This window comes from Kitasatospora sp. NPDC127116 (assembly GCF_042677365.1).
Taxonomy (GTDB): Bacteria; Actinomycetota; Actinomycetes; order Streptomycetales; family Streptomycetaceae; genus Kitasatospora; species Kitasatospora lactacystinica.
Map to the genome: position 1 here is coordinate 39,290 of NZ_JBHXTL010000009.1, position 18,971 is coordinate 58,260.

The 18,971-nt window shown below is 75.7% G+C and carries 19 protein-coding genes; 9 read left to right on the plus strand and 10 right to left on the minus strand.

Going from position 1 to position 18,971, the window contains the following annotated elements; translation table 11 throughout:
• Positions 1 to 62: 62 nt before the first annotated feature.
• Entirely contained in the window at positions 63 to 692 is a 630-nt protein-coding gene (locus tag ACFVHV_RS05820; RefSeq protein WP_359905761.1) for an HAD family hydrolase, read from the minus strand.
• A 99-nt stretch (positions 693 to 791) separates the two neighbouring features.
• Between ACFVHV_RS05820 and ACFVHV_RS05825 the strand changes: the two genes are divergently transcribed.
• The 4 genes from ACFVHV_RS05825 (at position 792) to ACFVHV_RS05840 (ending at position 4,829) form a co-directional block, all read left to right on the plus strand.
• Positions 792 to 1,838, plus strand: coding sequence for an iron ABC transporter permease (locus ACFVHV_RS05825; RefSeq protein ID WP_359905764.1), 1,047 nt, complete (start codon positions 792 to 794; stop codon positions 1,836 to 1,838).
• Entirely contained in the window at positions 1,835 to 2,953 is a 1,119-nt protein-coding gene (locus tag ACFVHV_RS05830) for a FecCD family ABC transporter permease (protein WP_380349035.1), read from the plus strand. Before ACFVHV_RS05825 ends, ACFVHV_RS05830 begins: the two co-directional genes overlap by 4 nt.
• The gene (locus ACFVHV_RS05835; RefSeq protein WP_380349037.1) at positions 2,953 to 3,771 is read left to right on the plus strand and encodes an ABC transporter ATP-binding protein; all 819 of its coding nucleotides are present in this window, start codon (positions 2,953 to 2,955) and stop codon (positions 3,769 to 3,771) included. Before ACFVHV_RS05830 ends, ACFVHV_RS05835 begins: the two co-directional genes overlap by 1 nt.
• A 71-nt stretch (positions 3,772 to 3,842) precedes the next feature.
• Complete coding sequence (locus ACFVHV_RS05840) at positions 3,843 to 4,829, plus strand: ABC transporter substrate-binding protein (protein WP_380349039.1); 987 nt, start codon at positions 3,843 to 3,845, stop codon at positions 4,827 to 4,829.
• Here the strand turns inward: ACFVHV_RS05840 and ACFVHV_RS05845 are convergent.
• The gene (locus ACFVHV_RS05845; protein WP_380349041.1) at positions 4,720 to 5,703 is read right to left on the minus strand and encodes a DUF6597 domain-containing transcriptional factor; all 984 of its coding nucleotides are present in this window, start codon (positions 5,701 to 5,703) and stop codon (positions 4,720 to 4,722) included. The two genes, ACFVHV_RS05840 and ACFVHV_RS05845, sit on opposite strands and share 110 nt — an antisense overlap.
• Positions 5,704 to 5,768: 65 nt before the next feature.
• Here ACFVHV_RS05845 and ACFVHV_RS05850 point away from each other — a divergent pair, with 65 nt between their 5' ends.
• Complete coding sequence (locus ACFVHV_RS05850) at positions 5,769 to 6,356, plus strand: TIGR03086 family metal-binding protein (RefSeq protein ID WP_380349043.1); 588 nt, start codon at positions 5,769 to 5,771, stop codon at positions 6,354 to 6,356.
• A gap of 44 nt (positions 6,357 to 6,400) precedes the next feature.
• Here the strand turns inward: ACFVHV_RS05850 and ACFVHV_RS05855 are convergent, their stop codons facing one another.
• Together ACFVHV_RS05855 and ACFVHV_RS05860 are read right to left on the minus strand one after the other, a co-directional pair.
• Positions 6,401 to 7,276 carry a LysR family transcriptional regulator gene (locus ACFVHV_RS05855; RefSeq protein ID WP_359905782.1) on the minus strand — a complete coding sequence of 292 codons (876 nt, stop codon included), beginning with the start codon at positions 7,274 to 7,276 and terminating at the stop codon, positions 6,401 to 6,403.
• 126 nt (positions 7,277 to 7,402) lie between these two features.
• Positions 7,403 to 8,464 (minus strand): PRC and DUF2382 domain-containing protein, encoded by a 1,062-nt coding sequence (locus ACFVHV_RS05860; protein ID WP_380349044.1) that lies wholly within the window; start codon positions 8,462 to 8,464, stop codon positions 7,403 to 7,405.
• Positions 8,465 to 8,664: 200 nt separating this feature from the next.
• Between ACFVHV_RS05860 and ACFVHV_RS05865 the strand changes: the two genes are divergently transcribed.
• A complete protein-coding gene (locus ACFVHV_RS05865; RefSeq protein WP_380349046.1) occupies positions 8,665 to 9,033 on the plus strand; it encodes a nuclear transport factor 2 family protein in 369 nt (122 codons plus the stop codon).
• 27 nt (positions 9,034 to 9,060) lie between these two features.
• On the opposite strand, the gene ACFVHV_RS05870 is transcribed toward ACFVHV_RS05865, so the two are convergent.
• The 3 genes from ACFVHV_RS05870 to ACFVHV_RS05880 all read right to left on the minus strand — a co-directional run bounded on the left by ACFVHV_RS05870 (position 9,061) and on the right by ACFVHV_RS05880 (position 11,884).
• Positions 9,061 to 9,858, minus strand: coding sequence for a hypothetical protein (locus tag ACFVHV_RS05870; protein WP_359905790.1), 798 nt, complete (start codon positions 9,856 to 9,858; stop codon positions 9,061 to 9,063).
• Between the two features lie 194 nt (positions 9,859 to 10,052).
• Positions 10,053 to 11,093, minus strand: coding sequence for an acyl-CoA desaturase (locus tag ACFVHV_RS05875; RefSeq protein WP_359905877.1), 1,041 nt, complete (start codon positions 11,091 to 11,093; stop codon positions 10,053 to 10,055).
• Positions 11,094 to 11,278: 185 nt separating this feature from the next.
• Positions 11,279 to 11,884: a TetR family transcriptional regulator C-terminal domain-containing protein gene (locus ACFVHV_RS05880; RefSeq protein WP_359905793.1), complete on the minus strand. Its 606-nt coding sequence runs from the start codon at positions 11,882 to 11,884 to the stop codon at positions 11,279 to 11,281.
• 69 nt (positions 11,885 to 11,953) lie between these two features.
• Here ACFVHV_RS05880 and ACFVHV_RS05885 point away from each other — a divergent pair, with 69 nt between their 5' ends.
• Entirely contained in the window at positions 11,954 to 12,826 is an 873-nt protein-coding gene (locus ACFVHV_RS05885) for an alpha/beta fold hydrolase (protein WP_380349048.1), read from the plus strand.
• 34 nt (positions 12,827 to 12,860) lie between these two features.
• Here ACFVHV_RS05885 and ACFVHV_RS05890 read toward each other — a convergent pair whose 3' ends face one another.
• On the minus strand, positions 12,861 to 13,562 hold the full coding sequence (locus ACFVHV_RS05890; protein ID WP_380349050.1) for a TetR/AcrR family transcriptional regulator: 702 nt from the start codon (positions 13,560 to 13,562) through the stop codon (positions 12,861 to 12,863).
• Positions 13,563 to 13,667: 105 nt separating this feature from the next.
• Positions 13,668 to 14,441 carry an SDR family NAD(P)-dependent oxidoreductase gene (locus tag ACFVHV_RS05895; RefSeq protein ID WP_359905802.1) on the minus strand — a complete coding sequence of 258 codons (774 nt, stop codon included), beginning with the start codon at positions 14,439 to 14,441 and terminating at the stop codon, positions 13,668 to 13,670.
• A gap of 132 nt (positions 14,442 to 14,573) precedes the next feature.
• On the opposite strand from ACFVHV_RS05895, the gene ACFVHV_RS05900 reads away from it, so the two are divergent.
• Complete coding sequence (locus ACFVHV_RS05900; RefSeq protein WP_359905805.1) at positions 14,574 to 15,209, plus strand: NAD(P)-binding oxidoreductase; 636 nt, start codon at positions 14,574 to 14,576, stop codon at positions 15,207 to 15,209.
• Between the two features lie 155 nt (positions 15,210 to 15,364).
• Here the strand turns inward: ACFVHV_RS05900 and ACFVHV_RS05905 are convergent, their stop codons facing one another.
• Positions 15,365 to 16,297: a hypothetical protein gene (locus ACFVHV_RS05905; protein ID WP_359905808.1), complete on the minus strand. Its 933-nt coding sequence runs from the start codon at positions 16,295 to 16,297 to the stop codon at positions 15,365 to 15,367.
• Between the two features lie 171 nt (positions 16,298 to 16,468).
• Here ACFVHV_RS05905 and ACFVHV_RS05910 point away from each other — a divergent pair, with 171 nt between their 5' ends.
• On the plus strand, positions 16,469 to 18,970 hold the full coding sequence (locus ACFVHV_RS05910) for a helicase-associated domain-containing protein (RefSeq protein ID WP_380349052.1): 2,502 nt from the start codon (positions 16,469 to 16,471) through the stop codon (positions 18,968 to 18,970).
• Position 18,971: the final 1 nt, after the last annotated feature.

Sequence of the window (18,971 nt, forward strand, 5' to 3'; positions counted from 1 at the left end):
GCGCGGACGGCTACGGGCCCGCCCGGCCGCTACGGGCCGCAGCGGGCCGCAACGGGCCGGCGCTAGCGTTCGGCCAGGTGCGCGGCGAGCCAGTCCGGGAAGTCGGTGAGGTCCGCCAGCACCACGTCCGCACCCGCCTCGCGCAGCTCCTGCGCGCTGTACGGGCCGGTGGGCACGCAGACCGCGAGGGCGTCCGCGTGCCGGGCGCCCCGGATGTCGCCCAGGTGGTCGCCGACGTAGACGCTCGCGCCGTGCTCGCGCAGCGCCTCGCCCTTGGTCTCCGCCCACAGGTCGCCGATCACGGTGTCCGCGGCCAGCCCGGCGTGCTCCAGGTGGAGGCGGGCGTTCGGCTCGTACTTGCCGGTGATCACCGCGACCCGGCCGCCGTGGGCGCGGACCGCCTCGACGGCGGCGTGCGCGCCGGGCAGGGCCACGGTCGGGGCGAAGGCGTGGTCGCGGTAGAGCTCGCGGTAGCGGTCGGCGACCCGCTCCACGTCGGCCTCCGGGAACCAGTTGCGGATCTCGTCCAGCAGCGGCGGGCCCAGCCGGGTGACCACCAGGTCGGCGTCGACGTAGGTGCCGGTCTCGGCGGAGAGCGCCAGGTAGGTGGCGCGGATACCCGGCCGGGTGTCCAGCAGCGTCATGTCGAGGTCGAAGCCGACGGTGAGCGGAGCGGGTGGGGTCGCGGACATGCCGTCAGGCTACCCAACCGGCGCCGCGGACCACGAGGCGATTTGCCCGGGCTTCTCAGCTGAACTTAGGTTTACCTGAGTTGTCTGCGGAGAGGGCCCATGACCGACACCAGCGCACCGCCCGGCGCACCGCCCGGCTCGCCGTACCGCGCGCCTCGGCGCCGAGCACTGTGGCTCGCCGCCGCCCTCGCCGTCCTGGCCGCCGCGGTGCTGCTGAGCCTGGCGGTCGGCAGCCGGACCATCCCGTTCGGCGACACGCTCGACGCCCTGCTGCACGGCGGCGACACCGCCAACGCCGTGGTGATCCGCGAGCTGCGGGTGCCGCGCACCGTCGTCGGCCTGGCCGTCGGCGCGGCGCTCGGCCTGGCCGGGGCCGTCATGCAGGGCCTGACCCGCAACCCGATCGCCGACCCCGGCATCCTCGGCGTCTCCCAGGGCGCGGCGGCCGGCGTGGTGGTCGCCATCTCCGGCTTCGGCGTCTCCACCCTCACCGGGTACGTCTGGTTCGGCTTCGTCGGCGCCGTGATCGCCACCGCGCTGGTGTACGGGCTCGCCGGGCGCGGCCGGGGCGGGGCCACGCCGATCAAGCTGGCGCTGGCCGGCTCGGCGACGTCCGCCTTCATCGCCTCGCTCAACACCCTGGTGCTGACCACCGACGCCGCCACCATGGACCAGTTCCGCTTCTGGCACGTCGGCTCGCTCTCCGGGCGGACCTCGGACGTGGCCTGGCAGCTGCTGCCGTTCCTGGCCGTCGGCACGGTGCTGGTGGTCGCGGTCGCGCGCGGACTGGACGCGCTGGCGCTCGGCGACGACACCGCGAAGGGGCTGGGCGCCAGGACCGGCCTGGTCCGGGCGGTCGGCGCGCTCGGCGCGACCGTCCTGACCGGTTCCGCGGTCGCGGCGGCCGGTCCGATCGCCTTCGTCGGCCTCGCCGTCCCGCACGCGGCCCGCGCGGTGGCCGGCGCCGACCACCGCTGGATCCTCGCCTTCTCCGCCGTCCTCGGCCCGGCGCTGCTGCTGCTCGCCGACACCCTCGGCCGGGTCCTGTTCCCGCCGTCCGAGGTCCCGGCGGGCGTGATGACGGCCCTGGTCGGGGTCCCGGTGCTGGTGGCCCTGGTCCGCCGCCGGAAGGTGGTGGCGGCATGAGTTCCGTCCCCGGCACGGCTCCCGGCCCCGGCGCGCCTCCCGGCCCCGGCGCGCCTCCCGGCCGCCGCAACGGTTCCGTCCCCCTGCGCGGGTACTCCGTCGTCCGGGCCGGACGGGCGTCGTTCCTGCTGCACCGGCGCTCGGTGGCCGTCGCCGTCGGGCTGCTGGTGGCGCTGGCCGCGACCGTGGTGGCCGCGCTCTGCCTGGGCGAGTCCACCGTCCCGCCGGGCGAGGTGGTCAAGGTGGTGCTCGGACGGCCCAGCCCGCACGAGCTGGTGGTCGGCGAGTTCCGGCTGCCCCGGGTGGTGGTCGGGCTGCTGGTCGGGCTGGCGCTCGGGCTGGCCGGGGCGCTGATCCAGACCGTCGCCCGCAATCCGCTGGCCAGCCCCGACGTGGTGGGCGTGACCTGGGGCGCGACCGCGACCGTGGTCGGCCTGATGGCGTACGGCGTGGTCGGCTCGACCGGCCAGGCCCCGTACGCGGCGGTGGCCGGCGGGCTGGTGGCCGGGCTGCTGGTGTACGCGCTGGCCTGGCGGCGCGGCCTGCACGCGCAGCGCTTCGTGCTGATCGGCATCGGCATCAGCGTCGCGCTGTCCTCCCTCACCTCCGTCTTCCTGACCAAGGGCGACGGCTTCCAGGCCCAGGCCGCCAAGGTCTGGATGACCGGCAGCCTGAACGGCGCCGGCTACGACCAGGCCGGATGGCTCGCCCGGGTGCTGCTCGCCGCCCTGCCGGTCGCGCTGTGGGCCGCCCGCGCCCAGCGGTCGATCTCCTTCGACGACGCCACCGCCGTCGGCCTCGGCCTGCGCCTGGACCGGATCCGCCTCGGCATGGCGCTGCTGGGCATCGTGCTGGCCTCGTGCGCGGCCGGGGCCGCCGGGCCGGTGGACTTCGTCGCGCTGATGGCCCCGCAGATCGCGCTGCGGCTGGCCCGCTCGGCGCAGATCCCGCTGTTCTGCTCGGCGCTGACCGGCGCGCTGGTGGTGGTCCTCGCCGACCTGATCGCCCGGCGGCTGCTCGCTCCGACGGAGCTGCCGGTGGGCGTGGTGACCGGCATGGTCGGCGCCCCGTACCTGATGTGGCTGCTGATCCGATCCCGCCGTGGAGGTTCCTGATGTCCGCTCACCGCCTGGAGGCCCGGGGCCTCACCCTGGCCTACGAGGCGCGCACGGTCGTCGAGGGCCTGGACGTGGCCGTTCCGGACGGGCGGGTGACGGTGATCGTCGGCCCGAACGCGTGCGGCAAGTCGACCCTGCTGCGGGCCCTCGGCCGGCTGCTGAAGCCGGTCCGGGGCGCGGTGATGCTGGACGGCGAGGAGCTGGCGCGGATCCCGACCAAGCGGATCGCCCAGCGGCTCGGCCTGCTGCCGCAGTCGCCGACCGCCCCCGAGGGCATCTCGGTGGCGGACCTGGTCGCGCGCGGCCGCCAGCCGCACCAGAGCTGGTGGCAGCAGTGGTCGCCGGAGGACGAGGCGGCGGTCGCCGAGGCGCTGGAGCGCACCTCCACCGCCGAACTGGCCGAGCGGAGCATGGACGAGCTGTCCGGCGGCCAGCGCCAGCGCGCCTGGATCGCGATGGCGCTCGCCCAGGGCACCGACATCCTGCTGCTGGACGAGCCGACCACCTACCTGGACATCGCGCACCAGGTGGAGGTGCTGGACCTGGTCCGCCGGCTGAACGTCGAGCGCGGCCGGACGGTCGTCGCGGTGCTGCACGACCTCAACCAGGCCGCCCGGTACGCCGACCACCTGGTGGCGATGCGGGACGGCCGGGTGGTGGCGCAGGGCCCGCCCGCGGACGTGGTGACGGCCGAGTTGGTGCGGGAGGTGTTCGGACTGGACTCGGTGGTGGTGCCGGACCCGGTGACCGGCACCCCGCTGGTCGTGCCGGGCGCCCCGTGGGTGGCGCTCACCCCGGACGGCACCCCCGCTTAACGGCACTTTATCTGCCATTTCGGACATAATCGACGGCGCCCCGCCCCGCCCGCGCCGCCAGAGGACCGCCGATGCCCCGGATCTCCCGCCGCACCCTCCTGACCGGCCTCGGCGCGGGCGCGCTCGCGGCGGCCGCCGGCTGCACCAGCCGGCACCCGGCCCCGGGGGCGGCGGACGGCCCCGCCACCGGCGCCTGGCCGTCCCCGGCCCCGGTGCCGCCGGTGACGGTGAACGCCGCCACCGGCCCGGTCGTGGTGCCGGGCGCGCCGATGCGGGTGGTCGTGCTGGACACCGACGTGCTCGACTCCGCGCTGACCCTCGGCATCACCCCGGTCGGCGCCGCGCTGCCGGGCCGCGACACCAGCTACCCCGAGTACTGGCCGGCCTCCCGGACGGCCGGGATCCGGCTGGTCGGCCCGGTCGGCGCACCCGACCTGCCGACCGTACGGGCCCTGCGGCCGGACCTGATCCTCTCCAACCAGACCCGCGACGGCGACCGCTACGAGCAGCTGCGGGAGATCGCCCCCACCGTGCTCACCCAGACCTCCGGGGCGCCGTGGAAGGCCGACTTCCAGCTGCACGCCCAGGCGCTGAGCCGGGAAGCGGCCGGGGCGGCCTTCGCCGGCGCGTACCAGAAGCACGCCGGACAGGTCGCGCAGGCGCTGGCGGCGGCGAAGCTGTCGGGGCGCAAGGTGAGCCTGGTGCGGTTCGTGGAGGGCGGCGGCATCCGGCTGTTCGGGCGGCAGAGCTTCCCCGGGACGGTGCTCTCCGACGCCCAGATCGGCCGGCCCGACGCGCAGAACGTCGACCAGTCGGACTTCGAGATCCCGCCGGACCAGCTCGCCCGGGCCGACGGCGACCTGCTGCTGTACGCCACGTACGGCGATCCGGAACTGTCGGGCGCCACCGCGGCACTCGCGAGCCCGGGGTGGCAGGCGCTGGGAGCCGTCAAGGGGCACCGGGCGTTCCCGGTGGACGACCAGCTGTGGTTCCAGGGGATCGGGTACACCGGGGCCAACTACGTGCTGGACGAGCTGCAGCGCTTCCTGGGGGCGTAGCCGGGGTCCGGCGCGACCCCGCGTAACGGGCCGGGGAGACGCCGACGGCCGCGGTGAAGTCCCGGGTGAGGTGCGCCTGGTCGGCGTAGCCCAGCTCGGCGGCGAGCGCGGCCAGGTCCAACCCGCCGTCCGTACCGGCGCGTTCGGCGGCCTCGTGGAGACGGGCACGGCGCAGCACCCACTTCGGGGAGGCGCCGACGTACTCGGCGAACAGCCGCTGGAGACGGCGGACGGTCAGGCCCAGCTCGGCGGCCAGCTCGTCCACCCGGCGAAGGTCCGGCGTGCGGGTGATCCGGTCCACCACGGCGGCGACCTCGGCGGCGACCGGGTCGGGCGCGGGCAGCCGGGGGCGGAGGAAGGCGTCGGCGAGCGCGGCCGGATCGCCGGGCGCCCCGAGGACCTCCGCGTTGAACCGGTCGGCCCCGGGCCCGAAGTACTCGGCGGCGGGCACGGAACGGTCGGCGAGCCCGCTCACCGGGTGCCCGGCGAGGGCGCGGAAGGCGCCGGGACGGAACCGCGCGCCCAGCACGTGCCCGGCGCCCTCCAGCCGGCGGACGAAGAGCGAGCGGTCCACCCCGTACACCCGCGCCACCGGCGCCTCGAAGACCAGGTGGACGTTGGGGTGGGCGAGCACCTTCTGCTCGTACGGCGGCAGGCCGTGCAGGTCCCAGCGGACCAGCCAGTAGTACTCGACGAACACCGCCACAACCGGGTCGGGCGCGAGCCGGTCCACGGTGATCAGCTCGGCCGCCCGGGCGGGGTGGAGCACGCCCCGGCCGAGGTCGGGGGCGTCCGGGGAGGCCCGGGGGTCCGGTGCGGCCGGGGAGTCCGGGGGGACCGGAGTGTCCGGGGAGGCCGGGGAGTCCATGCCCATGCCGCCAGGCTAGTCGTCGCGTTTCTTCAAGACCCGCCGGTACGGCCCGGCCCAGAATCGGGGCCATGAACGCCCACCCGATGCACCCGTTCCTCACCCGCGCCGCCTCCGCCGCGGCCGGTGTCGCCGCCGCCGTCCCGGCCGACCAGCCGCTGGACGCGCCGACGCCCTGCCCGGAGTTCGACACCCGCGCGCTGATCAACCACTGGGTGCTCTACACCTCGCACGGCCTGGAGCACCGGGCCCGGCGGGTCGAGCTGCCCGAGGAGCTGAACGCGCGGGACTTCGCCGCCGACGCCGACTGGCGCTCCGCCTACGCCGCCCAGTTGGAGCGCGCGGTCGCGGCCTGGGCGGACCCGGCCGCCTGGGAGGGGGACCTCGACCTCGGCGGCACCCCGATGCCGGCCGTCGGCATCGCCCGGATGCTGATCCTGGAGCTGCTGCTGCACGGCTGGGACGTGGCCCGGGCGACCGGCGGGCGGATCGAGGTCGACGAGGAACTCGCCCTGCTGACCGGGGAGATCGTGGCGGAGAACGCCGAGCTGTACCGGCAGTACGCGGGCTTCGCCGAGGCGGTGGCCCTGCCGGAGGACGCCCCCGCGTGGGACCGCGCGCTGGCCGCCTCGGGCCGCGACCCGCACGGGAAGGCCTGAGCCGAGGACACCGGGCCCGGCCGGGTCGCACGGGCGGTACGGGATCAGCCCTGACGCAGCGCCGCCCTCAGCCGGGCCATCAACAGCCGTACGGCCGGGGAGGGTTGGTCGCGGCGGGCGACCAGCCCGAGCCGGGCCCGGATGGCGGCGTCGGCCAGCGGGACGGCCCGCAGTCCGTCGCCCGCGGCGGAGGAGGGGCTGAGGACGGCCACGCCCGCGCCGCGCTCGGCGAGCCGGAGCAGGGCGACCGGGGAGCTGGCCTCGATGTCCACCCGCGGGTCGAGGCCGAGCCGGCGGCAGGAGCCCCGGTAGGCGGCACGGATGCCGGTGCCCGGGGAGAGGCAGAGGATCTTCTCGCCCCGCAGGTCCGCGAGCCGCAGCCGCGCCCGGTCCAGGGCGTGCCCGACCGGGACGACGGCGGCGATCGGCTCGTCGATGGCGACGGTGGCCTCCAGGCCCGGGAAGACCTCGCCCGCGTAGCCGATCAGGGCCAGGTCGAGCGAGCCGGCCAGGACCTGCGCCTGGAGGTCCTCGGAGTGCCCCTCGTGCAGGCTGAGTTCGATGCCGGGGTGACTGCGGCCGAGGTCGGCGACGGCGTCCAGGAAGGGCGGGATCGAACAGCCCGTGATCATGCCCAGCCGGACCCGGCCGCGGACGGCGTCCGCGAACTCGGCGGCGGTGTGCTGGATGGCGTCGAGGGTGGCCAGGGCGTTCTTCGCCAGCGGGAGGACCGCTTCGCCGGCCGGGGTGAGGCGCACCTGCCGGCCCGCCCGGTCGAGCAGCAGCTGGCCCAGTTCGCGCTCCAGCTTGGCCACTTGGGTGCTGATGCCGGACTGACTCACGTGCAGCCGGGCCGCGGCGGCGGTGAAGGTCCCCTCGTCGACCACGGCGGCGAAGTAGCGCAGCTGGTGCATCTCCATGACCGGTGACGATATTCGACCGGCGCTCCATCCGCTCGGCCGATCGGTCCGCCGGCCGAGCGACCCGGCGGGACGACCCGCGGGGACGGAGCGCGGCCGCGCGGGGCGGTCACGGCCCGGCCGACGTCACCGGCGGCGGTCCTTGCTCTGGATCTCCTTGCCCTGGACCGCCCTGCTCTGGATCTCCTTGCCCTGCGTCCGTGCCGTCCCGCCGTCGGGCAGGTCGGCCTCGATGCGCTCCTTGCGCACCCGGCCGGTGACGGTCTGCTCCTCGACGCGTTCCTCGGTCACCAGCCGCACGCGCTCGACCGGGACGGCCTCGGTGCGCACGACCGGCCGCTCCGCGTGCAGGGTGACCTCGTACTCGGCCTCCGAGATGAGCTCGCCGGACATCGCGGCACCCCGGTCGGCCTCGGCGATGGGTTCGTGCTCGACGTGGACCTCCTCGTGCCGCACCGGCACGGTCTGCCGCTCCTCCTCGGTGACGACGTACTTGCGCAGCTTCGCGTGGCCGGCTTCGTACCGCTCGACGCCGACGCGCATCCGCTCCTCGGAACGGGTCATCGCGCCGTCCTCGCCCGGGTGGACACCGGTCCCCCCGGCGGCGGAGGCGGCGCCCGGAGCCGCGGCGGCACGCGTGGTGGCGGTCGGGGTCGCGGCGGCGGTCGGGGTCGCGGCGGCGGTCGGGGTCGCGCCGGCCCGGCCGGTCGCGGCGGCGGCGCCGGTCATGCCCGCGGGACCGGCCGTGCCGACCGCACCGGTGTGTCCGGTCGTGCCGGTGTGCCCGCTCGCGGCGGCGGTTCCGGCAGCGGCGGCCGCGGCGGTGGTGCCGATGCCCGCGGCGGGCCGGTCGGCCGCCTTCCGGGCCCCGTCCCCGATGCCGTAGTACTGGTGGAGCCGATGTTCCTCGCGCTCGGAGAGGTGTCCGCCACGGTCCACGTCCACCAGCGGCGCGTTGTTGACCTTCTCCTTGGGGTACGGCACCTCCAGGTGTTCGCCGACGACCCGGGCGTCGCGGATCGGCACGAACAACTCGCCCGCCCCGAACCATCCGGTCTTGACGCTGACCCACTCCGGCTTGCCGGTGACGTCGTCGAGGAACACGTGGTCCGCCTTGCCGATCCGGCTGCCCCGTACGTCGTGGACGGGCCGGTGCAGCATGGAGCGGGCCTGCTGTTCGGTGATCACGATTCACGCCTCCTTCGCATTCCAGCGATGAGCGCCTTACCGACCCGAACGGTCCGAAACCACTTCAGCTGGCCCTCACTCAGCGTGACGGTCGTGGCCCGCCGATCACGCAGCACACCCTTCTTCCATCATCAGCAGAGATAGGTGCCATCTGATTCATCTGTTGGACCGATGGTCGTGGTGGCCGGGAGGATGGAGGCATGACGACGACGAAGACCGCGCGTGAGCTTGCCGAGACCTACTTCACCGCCTGGGAGGCGGGCGACTTCGAGACCGTCCGGGGGCTGCTGGCCGAGGACGTCGACTTCGTCGGCGCGCTGGGGACGGCCTCCGGGGTGGAGGAGGCGCTGGCCGGGCTGAAGGGGCTCGGGCAGGTGCTGGAGAAGATCGACGTGAAGGTCCGGGTGGCCGAGGGCGACGAGGTGATCACCTGGTTCGAGCTGTGCACGAGCGTCGCCCCGCCGGCGCCCACGGCGAACTGGATGCGCGTCGAGGACGGGAGGATCACCCGGATCCGGGTCACCTTCGACCCGCGCGGCCTGCTGGCCGGCTTCGAGCGGAAGGCCTGAGGCCGACGGGCCTGAGGGCGACGAGCCCTACCCGGCCTCGTGCTGCGCGTACCTGGTCGTGAAGCCCAGGACCGCCACGTACCGGCCCTCGGCCGCCTTCGTGACCTCGCTCGGCCGCACGGGCTGCCAGGTCAGGTACGCGGACCGCTGCCCCTCGTCGTTCCGGTAGCGCCGGCTCCCGTACTTCTCGTACCAGTAGTCCTCACCGGAGGTCAGGAGTTCGGGGCCGGGCGGCCGGGTGACGTTCACGGCCAGTTCCGTCCGCACCGCCTCGCCCGTCGCCAGCGCGAACTCCACGGACGGGGCGATCGGCCTGGCCGCCGCCTCCGCCGCCTCCTCCGGGGTCGGGTCGGCGGGCGGCTGGTGGTCGTATTCGTCGGCCGCGACCAGGCTGTTCCACCTCTGTGAGCTGCGCCAGCCCTGGCCGTCCAGGTACCGGTCCAGATCGGCCAGCCGGGAGCGGACGTCACCCCCGTCGAAGGCCAGGTAGACGTTGACGGTCCGCTCGCAGGACACCGGCAGCCACGTACCCCGGCTGAACAGATCACCGCGGTAGTCGGTGCGGCACACGTCGACCGTCGACCTCCCCAACCCCTGCGCCCACGGCAGCAGTTCGGGCAGGTGGTCGATCCGGTCGGCCATCCGCTCCTCGGCCGCCCGGCGGGCCTCCCCGGTCACCGGGGCCTGTGCGATCCCCGGGACGTCCGGAGGGGCCGGGATGGCCGTGGCGCGGTAGAGCCGCCACCCCGCCCAGCCGCCGAACACGACCGCCGTCCCCAGGACCGCGATCATCACCCACCGCAGCCAGAACCGAACCACATCCACCTCCGGCCTCCGCCCACCCCGCTCGGGCATCGTACGGGCGCGAACGCGCGACCGTACGGTCGGTGCCGCAGGACGGCCGGTCCGCACGGGACGCCGGCCGGTCCGATCTCCCCTGCGGGGCAGCGGCGTTCACGCCCTCCCGCGCCTCCCGCCGCGGCGGAGGTGACCGCCGGCCGCCGCGGCGGAGGTGACGGTCACCCGTCGGAGCGGAGCGGCTCGCCGGCCCGGTGCAGGTGGGCGAAGATCTCCCGGTAGGAACGGAACAGGCCGGTCTCGCAGTACGGGACGCCCTTCTCGGCGCAGAACTCCCGGGTGATCCGGGCGGCCCGCCCCAGCGCCGGGGTCGGCATGCTGGGGAACAGGTGGTGCTCCACCTGGTAGTTGAGGCCGCCCATCAGCGAGTCGATGAGCACCCCGCCGCGGACGTTGCGCGAGGTGAGCACCTGGCGGCGCAGGAAGTCGAGCTTCATCCCGGGCGTCACCATCAGCATGCCCTTGTGGTTCGGGGCGAAGACGCACCCCAGGTAGACCCCGAGCAGCGCCTGGTGGACGGCCAGGAAGGCGACCGCCTTGCCGGCCGGGAGCGCGGCGAACACCAGGCCGAGGTAGCCGGCGAAGTGGACCACCAGCAGCACGCCCTCCAGCACCGGGCGCTTCATGACGGGGCTGCGCAGCGCGCGGAAGCTGTTGAAGCTGAGGTTGAGGCCCTCCAGCAGGAGCAGCGGGACGAACAGGTACGCCTGCCGGCGGCCGATGAACCGGGCGAGGCCGCTCGCCTGCCGGGCCTGCCGCTTGGACCACACCAGGAGTTCGGGTGCGACGTCCGGGTCCCGCTCCTCGTGGTTCGGGTTGGCGTGGTGGCGGGTGTGCTTGTTCATCCACCAGCCGTAGCTCATGCCCATCAGCAGGTTGGCGGCGATCCGGCCGCCGATCTCGCTCGGCAGTCGCCGGTCGAAGACCTGGCGGTGCGCCAGGTCGTGGGAGAGCAGGCCGATCTGGGCGAAGACGACGGACATCGCCGCCGCCAGGCCGAGCTGCCACCAGGTGTCGCCCAGCGCGAACAGGGCGTACCAGCCGCCGAGGAAGGCGGCGAGCACCAGGCCCACGCGGACGGCGTAGTAGCCGGGGCGCCGGTCGAGCAGGCCCTCGGCGGCTATCCGGCGGGTCAACTGGGCGAAGTCGCTGCCGCCGCTCCCCGGCCGGGGGGAGGGGGCTTCGGGCGCTTCGGTCGTCATCACGGGCTGCGCGGGCATGCCCCGAGTCTGGCGGTGGCCGGCCCGCCCGCAGAACGGGGAAAGCACCCGTTCCGTACGGGTGTTAACCCCCGTGCCGCGAGGGGTGCCGGCCCGCCGCCGGGATCGGCGGGGAGGCGATTCGGCGGGGAGCCGATTCGGCGGGGCGGGGATCGGCGGGCGGGCCCTCAGCCGGCTGCCGGCCGGCCGAACAGCTCGTCCAGGTGGTACGCGAGGACCGCGAGCGCCTGCTCACCGGTGCGCTGGCCGCCCAGGACGCTGGAGCCGAGTCCGTTGACCATCGCCAGCAGCCCGGCCGCGACCGTGTCGACGTCCCGCTCCGGCCCGATCTCCCCGGCCCGCTGCGCCGCGCGCAGCTGCTTGGCGAGGAAGCCCTCCAGCACGGCCGGCGGCTGCGCGGCCTGCTTCTCCAGCACCTCGGGGTCGCCGAGCACCAGCGTGTAGTACGCCGCGTACGTCCTGGTGATCCGGCGGCTCTCGGCGTCCGTCGGCAGGATGCAGGACAGGACCGCCGTCACCACCTCCCGGGGGGCGCGCGCCGGGCCGATCCACTGCTCCATCCGGGCCTGGAGCTGGGTGCCGAGCCTGGCCAGGGCGTCCAGGAGCAGGCCCTCCTTGGTCGTGAAGTAGTACTGCACGAGTCGCAGGGAGACGCCGGCCTCGGTCGCGACCGCCCGCATGCTGGCGGCCTGCAGGCCCTGGGTGTCGGCGATGCGCAGCAGGGCCTCGGCGATCTGCCGGCGGCGTTCCTCGTGGTCGACCTTCGCGGTCATGTTCCGGCCTCCGTACGTCCGACCCGTTCTCCTGGTACACCCGTATCATGCATGTGATACACATGTACCATGCGAATCAGCGAGTTCAGGAACGGCAAGGCCGAAGCCCGCTTCCGCACCGCCTACGAGCGCGCGCTGACCGAACTGCGGCCCCGGCCGTGGACGCCGCTCGACGTCCCCACCGGCTACGGCACCACCCGCGTCTACCGCACGGGCCCCGCCGAAGGACGGCCGATCGTGCTGCTGCCCGGCTCCGGCGGCAACGCGCTGATGTGGCACGGCTACCTCGACACCCTCGCCGCACAGCACCCCGTGATCGCCGTGGACACCGTCGGCGAACCGGGCGCCAGCGTGCAGAGCGCCCCCATCGCGGACGGCCGCGACGCCGCCGCCTGGCTGGAGGACCTGCTCACCGCCCTCGACGTGCCCACCGCCCACCTGGTCGGCTGCTCCTACGGCGGCTGGATCGCCCTCAACCACCAGATCCACCACCCCGGCCGGACCGCCGGCCTCACCCTGGTCGACACGGCGGGCCTGGCCGACCTGGACCGCCGCTTCTACACCTGGATGATCCTCGGCGGCCTCGCCGCCATGGCGCCGCGACCGCTGCGCCCCAGGCTGGCCCGAATGGTCGGCAACAGCGCCGTCCTGGAGACCGAACTGATGGCCCTGGTCCGCGCCTCGATGGGCTTCCGCCGCCGGCTGCCCCCGGCCGCCACCCTCACCGACGAGGAACTCGGCCGACTCACCGCCCCCGCCCTCTTCCTCCTCGGCGAACGCAGCGCCCTGCACGACTCCCGGGCCGTCGCCGACCGCCTGCACCGGCTGGTGCCCGCCGCCCGGGTCGAGATCGTCCCCGGCGCGGGACACTCGCTGCCCACCGACGACCCGGCGACGGTCACCGCCGGGATTCTCGGCATGGCCGCGCGGCAGGCCGGCTGACCGGGGCGGCCGCCGGGGCGCGGCCCCGGAGCCGCTACGGCCGCTCCACCGGCCCACCGAGCGCGGCGCGGACCAGACGGATGACGGCCGGGGTGGCCGCGGTCGGACCACCACCACGACCGCCGCCGTCCGGCGTGCCCGCCGCCTCCGTCCCCATCTCCGTCCCCGTCGCCGTCCCCGTCGCCGTCCCCGTCGCCGTCCCCGTCGCCGTCCCCGTCGCCGCCTCCGCCTCCAACGCGTCGTAGGTCTCGAAGGCGGTGAGGACGAAGAGCAGGCTCGCCGCGTCCGGCGGGGCCGCGGGCAGCCGGCCGGCCAGGACGGCGGCACCCTCGCGGCGGCGGGCGTCGCGGTCGGCGATGACCCGGCCCACCTCCTCGTCGAGCGCGGCGAGGGCCCGCAGCCGCCGGGTGCAGACCCGGTCGACCGCCCAGAAGCCGCCCATCACCTCGACGAAGCGGTCCACCGCCGCCCAGGGGTCGGCCAGGGTGAAGGCCTCGGCGAGCCCGGCCATGCCACCCTGCGCGGCGAGGGCGTCGCAGACCGCCTCCAGCAGGCCCGCCTTGGAGCCGAACTGGTAGTAGACGGTCGCCCGGGCGACGTCCGCGCGGCGGGCGACGGCGTCCAGCGAGACCCCGCCGGTCTCGGCCAGGTGCGCGCGGGCGGCCGCGACGATCCGGGCGCGGGTCTCGTCGACCTCCGCCTGCCGCTGTCCCATCCGGTAGGACCGGGGGCTCATCCCGCTCGCCTCCACTCGTTCCGCTCGTCCGCGTGAACTGGCAGTATCGCCGATCGGTTCACCCGGGCGGGGCCGCCCCGGCGCCCGCCGGGACGGCCCGGCCGCTCAGAGCATGACCCGCCCGCCGCTGACGTCCAGGGTCTGCCCGGTGATCCAGGAGGACGCGTCCGAGCCCAGGAAGAGCACGGCCGAGGCGATGTCCACCGGCTCGCCGAGGCGGCCCAGCGGGTGCGCGGCGGCGACCGCGGCCTGCACCTCGGGCGGCATCTGCGCCGCCGTCCGCTCGGTACGGACGGCACCCGGCGCGACGGCGTTGACCCGCACGCCCTCACCGGCGACCTCCAGGGCGAGGTGCCGGGTGAACATCAGCACGCCCGCCTTGGCCGTGGCGTAGGCGGCGGAGGCGCCGCTGGGCAGCCGGCCCGCCGTGGAGGCCATGGTGACGATCGAACCGCTGCCGCGGGCCAGCAGGCCGGGCAGGAAGGCCTGGACGGTGAGGAAGGTGGCGGTGAGGTTGCCGTCCAGCACGGCCCGCCAGTGCTCCTCGGTCTCGCGGACGGTCGGCACCGGGTAGCCGTCGCCGCCGGCGAAGGCGGCCAGGACGTCGACCGGGCCGAGGTCCTGCTCGATCCGGGCGGCGGCGGAGCCGAGCGCCGTCGCGTCCGTGCAGTCGGCGACCAGCCCGAGCGCCCGGGCGCCCTCCGCCCGCAGCTCCCCGGCCACCTCCTTCAGCGCTGCCTCGTCGCGGCCGAGGACGGCGACGGCCGCACCCTGCCGGGCGAAGGCGCGGGCGGTCTCCGCACCGATGCCGCGGCTGCCGCCGGCGATCACGACCACCCGGTCGGCCAGATCGGGGTACCGCACCTGCAGAACTCCCATGTCCCATCGCTCCTTTGGACTTGCACTCGCGGTGTGCTGTGGTTCACTTGGTTTCATTCATACAGTCCGTCTGAATGAATGACAAGCACCGACCCCGGACCGTCCGAGTCCCGGAATCCTGAGGAGGAACCGATGAGGATCGCAGTCGTGGGCGCCACCGGACGCACCGGCCGCCTGGTGGTCGACCTCGCACTGGCGGCCGGACACACCGTCACCGCCGTCGCCCGCGACCCCGCCCGGCTACCGGCGCACACGCACGGCAGCGCGCTCACCGCGCGGGCCGACGTCGGCGAACCCGGCTCCCTGCACGGCCCGTTGAACGGCCAGGACGCCGTCGTCGCCACCCTCGGCAGCACCGGCCGCGGGGCCACCACCGTCTTCTCCGACGGCGCCCGGGAGCTGACCGCGGCGGTCCGGGACGGCGGCGTCCGGCACCTGGTGACGATGAGCTCGGCGGGCCTGGACACCAGCCGGCTCCCGTTCGCCCAGCGGGTCGTGAGCAGGCTGGTGGTCGACCGGCTGTACCGGGAGATCCATCACGACCTCGCCCGGATGGAGGCGGTGCTCGCCGGCTCCGACACCGCCTGGACGGTCGTCCGGGTGCCGATGCTCAAGGACGGACCGCCGTCCGTGGGCCCGCAGATCTCCTACGACCGGCCGCTTCCCCGCGCCGGCACCGCCACCCGCGCCACCGTCGCGCACTGGATCGTCGGCCACCTCGGCGACCCGGCGACCTTCCACCGCCTCGTCCACCTCGCCGACGACTGACGCCCGGCCCGCCGCGGCGGCCGCGTCACCCGAGCCGTGAGCGCACGGGCCATGAGCGCACGGGCCATGAGCGCACGAGCCGTGAGTTCACGAACCACGGAGCCGCCGAGCCGCGAACGGCCGTCACCCGGCGGCCGCCGCCGACCGCCCCCGGCTCAGCCCTGCTGCTGCGGCGGGCGGCGGCGCACGGCGAGCAGCAGCAGGACCACCGCCGACAGCACCGCGGCCAGCCGCAGCACGTTCGGGGCCGACGACCAGCTGATCTGGCCCAGCGGCGAGCCCGACTGGAGGCCGCCGCCCTGCCCCCCGGCCTGTTTGGCCTGCCGCATGGAGTAGAGGGTGGTCGCGCTCATCGTGACCAGCGGAATGCCGAGGATCACGAACTTGCGCATCAGGTCGGAGATCTGGCGGGACAGGTAGCCGAGGCCCCAGCCGGCCAGCATGGCCGGGAAGAAGCCGGAGACCGCGCCGCCGACCAGCAGGCCGCAGGAGAGCAGGATCAGCGGGGAGGGCTTGCGGGCGGGCGCGTCCTTCTGCGCCTCCTGGCCCTGTCCCTGACCCTTGCCCTTCGCCTTCGCCTTCCCCTTCGCTTTGCCCGCGGTCTTCCCGGCAGGGGCGGCGGCCGCCGCCGGGGCCTGCTCGATCCGGCCCCTGCGCCGCTTCTTCTTCAGGTCCGCGGCGGGCACCGCCGGTTCCGGCGCGGGCTCGGCCTCCTCCCCGGTGCGCTGCTCGGGGATGGGCTTCGGCGCTGGCCGCGGCCCGTCCGAGAAGTCGAAGAGGGTCATCGTCCACGGGCCGGTGCTCGACACCGTGGGCGGCGGGATCGCGTGCGCCCGCGCCTCGGCGGTGGCCAGGTCCGGCGGGTCCAGCGGTACGGACGGGATGCCGGCCGCGCTCGGCGCCGGCGGGTCGTACACGCTGTCGGGGTCGAAGTCCGGCACGGGCCCCGGGGCGGGGACGGGAGCGGAGGAGGAGGCGGACGGAGCCTCCGCGGCGCCGCCGGAACCGGAGCCCGCGTCGGCCTCCGGGCCGCCGCCCGAACGCTCGCTCCACGGCCCGCTCTTGCGCCACCACTCGCCGTCCGTCATCACCGACCACCCCGCCTCGCCCGTACCGGCCGCCCACCGAACCGCCCTCGGCGTGACGCTACCCACCCCGCCCCCGCCCGCGCGAGTCCGTCCGCGGGTCCTGCGGTGCGCCGCGGGTGCGGCGGGCCGAGGGACACCCCGTCGTCCCCGCGCCCGACTAACCTAGGTCGAATGACCACACAGCAGGGCCCTCAACGCCGGAGCAGGTCCGCCACCGGCCCGCGCACCCTCGCCGAGGAACTGCGCGCCCGTCCGGACGACGCGCTCGCCGCCCTGCTCCGCTCCCGCCCCGACCTGCTGAACCCCGTCCCCGGCGACCTCACCCAGCTGTCCGCCCGGCTCTCCTCGCGCGCCTCCGCGCTGCGCGCCCTGGAGCGGCTCGACCGCTTCACCCTCCAGGTCGCCGAGGCGCTGGCCACCGCCCCGGACGGCACCTCGCTGAGCACCGTCCGCACGCTGCTGACCGGCCCGGCGAAGGTCAAGCCGCACCCCGGCGCGACCCCGCTCACCCCCGCCGACCGGTCCGCCGTCGCCACCGCCCTGCCGCGCGCGATCGCCACCCTGCGCGACCGGGCGCTGCTCTGGGGCCCGGACAACGGGCTGCGGCTGGTCCTCGCCGTCCGCGAGGCGCTCGCCCCGACCACCGGCAACCCGGGCCGCACCGGCCTCGGCCCCACCCTCGCCGACGCCACCATCGGCATGTCCCCGGCCCGGCTGCAGCAGCTGCTCGCCTCCGCCGGGCAGCCCGCCACCCCGGACCCGGTCAGCGCCGTCGCCGCGCTCACCGCACTGCTCACCGACCGCACCCGCTGCGCGGCACTGCTCGACACCGCGCCCGAGGCCGCGCGGCGGCTGCTGGAACGGCTGGTCTGGGGCCCGCCCACCGGCACCGTCCCGGACGCCGCCCGCCCGGTCACCGCCGAGGACGCCCAGAGCCCGGTCGAGTGGCTGCTCGCCCGCGGTCTGCTGCTGCCCAACAGTCCCGGCAGCGTCGTGCTGCCCCGCGAACTCGCCCTGCACCTGCGCGGCGGCCGCACCCACCGCACCGTCGAGCCGGTCCAGCCCGAGCCCGCGCCCGCCGCCGCCCCGCGCGACCCCCGGGCCGTGGACGGCGCCGCGGCCGGCCAGGCGCACACCGCGGTCAAGACCGTCGAGGAACTGCTGGACGGCTGGGGCCTCACCCCGCCGCTGACCCTGCGCGCCGGCGGCCTCGGCGTGCGCGACCTCAAGCGCACCGCCCAGGCCCTGGAGAGCACCGAGCGGCAGACCGCCTTCTGGCTCGAACTCGCCTACACCGCGGGGCTGCTGGCCCCCGACGGCGAGGTGGACGAACGCTGGGCCCCCACCCCGGGGTACGACACCTGGCTGCACCTGGACACCGCCGAGCGCTGGTCCGTGCTGGCCTCCGCCTGGCTCGCCGCCACCCGCGTCCCCGCCCTCACCGGCACCGCGGACGGCCGGGGCAAGCCGCGCGCCGCCCTCGGCCCCGAACTCGACCGCACCCTCGCCCCCTCCGTCCGCCGCGCCGCCCTCGCCCTGCTCGCGGAACTCCCGCCGGGCACCCCGGCCACCGCCGAGGAACTGCTGCCCACCCTGCGCTGGCAGCGCCCGCTGCGCGGCGGCCCCACCGGCCCGGACGGCCGCGAACTGCGCGACGAGCTCACCGCCTGGACCCTCGACGAGGCCGAACTCCTCGGCATCACCGGCCGCGGCGCCCTGGCCGCCCCCGCCCGCGCCCTGCTCACCGCCGAGTCCGACCCGGCCGAGGTGCTCGCCCCGCTGCTCCCCCAGCCGCTGGACCACGTGATCCTCCAGCCGGACCTCACCGCGATCGCCCCCGGCCCGCTGCTCACCCCGCTCGCCCAGGCCCTCGCCCTGTGCGCCGACATCGAGTCCAAGGGCGGCGCCACCGTCTACCGCTTCACCCCGGCCTCGGTGCGCCGCGCCCTCGACGCCGGCCGCACCGCCACCGACCTGCGGTCCTTCCTGGAGCAGCACAGCCGCACGCCCGTCCCGCAGCCGCTCGCCTACCTGATCGACGACGTCGCCCGCCGGCACGGCGTCCTGCGGGTCGGCGCCGCCTCCTCCTACCTGCGCTGCGACGACCCGTCCCTGCTCGGCGAGGTGCTCGCCGACCGCCGCTCCGCCGACCTGCGGCTGCGGCTGCTCGCCCCCACCGTCCTCGCTTCCCAGGCCGCCCCGGACGTGCTGCTCGCGGCCCTGCGCACCATGGGCTACGCACCGGCCGCCGAATCCGCCGAGGGCGACGTGCTGATCACCCGCCCGGACAGCCACCGCACCCCGCCCCGGACGGCCCCCGTGCCCGTCCCCGACGGCCCGCCCGCGCCCGACGACACCCTGCTCGCGGCCGCCATCAAGGCCATCCGGGCCGGCGACCGCGCGGCCACCGCCACCCGCCGCGATCCCGCCTCCGACCCGCGCCGGCTCCCCCGCACCGCCGCCGCCGAGACGCTGGCCGCCCTGCAGACGGCCGTCCTGCTCGGCGAGCGCATGTGGATCGGCTACCTCAACGCCGAGGGCATCGCCAGCCAGCGCATCATCGACCCGGTCAAGGTCGAAGGCGGCTTCGTCACCGCCTTCGACCACCACGCCGACGAACTCCGCACCTTCGCCCTGCACCGCATCACCGGCGTCGCGGAACTCGACGAGTGAG

Excerpts from the sequence above, each read along its gene's own strand:
- ACFVHV_RS05845 (WP_380349041.1), bottom strand. The coding sequence starts at position 5,703 with ATGGGCATGGACTCCCCGGCCTCCCCGGACACTCCGGTCCCCCCGGAC.
- ACFVHV_RS05855 (WP_359905782.1), bottom strand. The coding sequence starts at position 7,276 with ATGGAGATGCACCAGCTGCGCTACTTCGCCGCCGTGGTCGACGAGGGG.
- ACFVHV_RS05905 (WP_359905808.1), bottom strand. The coding sequence starts at position 16,297 with ATGACGGACGGCGAGTGGTGGCGCAAGAGCGGGCCGTGGAGCGAGCGT.
- ACFVHV_RS05820 (WP_359905761.1), bottom strand. The coding sequence starts at position 692 with ATGTCCGCGACCCCACCCGCTCCGCTCACCGTCGGCTTCGACCTCGAC.
- ACFVHV_RS05865 (WP_380349046.1), top strand. The coding sequence starts at position 8,665 with ATGACGACGACGAAGACCGCGCGTGAGCTTGCCGAGACCTACTTCACC.
- ACFVHV_RS05835 (WP_380349037.1), top strand. The coding sequence starts at position 2,953 with ATGTCCGCTCACCGCCTGGAGGCCCGGGGCCTCACCCTGGCCTACGAG.
- ACFVHV_RS05850 (WP_380349043.1), top strand. The coding sequence starts at position 5,769 with ATGAACGCCCACCCGATGCACCCGTTCCTCACCCGCGCCGCCTCCGCC.
- ACFVHV_RS05890 (WP_380349050.1), bottom strand. The coding sequence starts at position 13,562 with ATGAGCCCCCGGTCCTACCGGATGGGACAGCGGCAGGCGGAGGTCGAC.
- ACFVHV_RS05910 (WP_380349052.1), top strand. The coding sequence starts at position 16,469 with ATGACCACACAGCAGGGCCCTCAACGCCGGAGCAGGTCCGCCACCGGC.
- ACFVHV_RS05885 (WP_380349048.1), top strand. The coding sequence starts at position 11,954 with ATGCGAATCAGCGAGTTCAGGAACGGCAAGGCCGAAGCCCGCTTCCGC.
- ACFVHV_RS05840 (WP_380349039.1), top strand. The coding sequence starts at position 3,843 with ATGCCCCGGATCTCCCGCCGCACCCTCCTGACCGGCCTCGGCGCGGGC.
- ACFVHV_RS05875 (WP_359905877.1), bottom strand. The coding sequence starts at position 11,093 with ATGACGACCGAAGCGCCCGAAGCCCCCTCCCCCCGGCCGGGGAGCGGC.
- ACFVHV_RS05830 (WP_380349035.1), top strand. The coding sequence starts at position 1,835 with ATGAGTTCCGTCCCCGGCACGGCTCCCGGCCCCGGCGCGCCTCCCGGC.
- ACFVHV_RS05900 (WP_359905805.1), top strand. The coding sequence starts at position 14,574 with ATGAGGATCGCAGTCGTGGGCGCCACCGGACGCACCGGCCGCCTGGTG.
- ACFVHV_RS05895 (WP_359905802.1), bottom strand. The coding sequence starts at position 14,441 with ATGGGAGTTCTGCAGGTGCGGTACCCCGATCTGGCCGACCGGGTGGTC.
- ACFVHV_RS05825 (WP_359905764.1), top strand. The coding sequence starts at position 792 with ATGACCGACACCAGCGCACCGCCCGGCGCACCGCCCGGCTCGCCGTAC.
- ACFVHV_RS05880 (WP_359905793.1), bottom strand. The coding sequence starts at position 11,884 with ATGACCGCGAAGGTCGACCACGAGGAACGCCGCCGGCAGATCGCCGAG.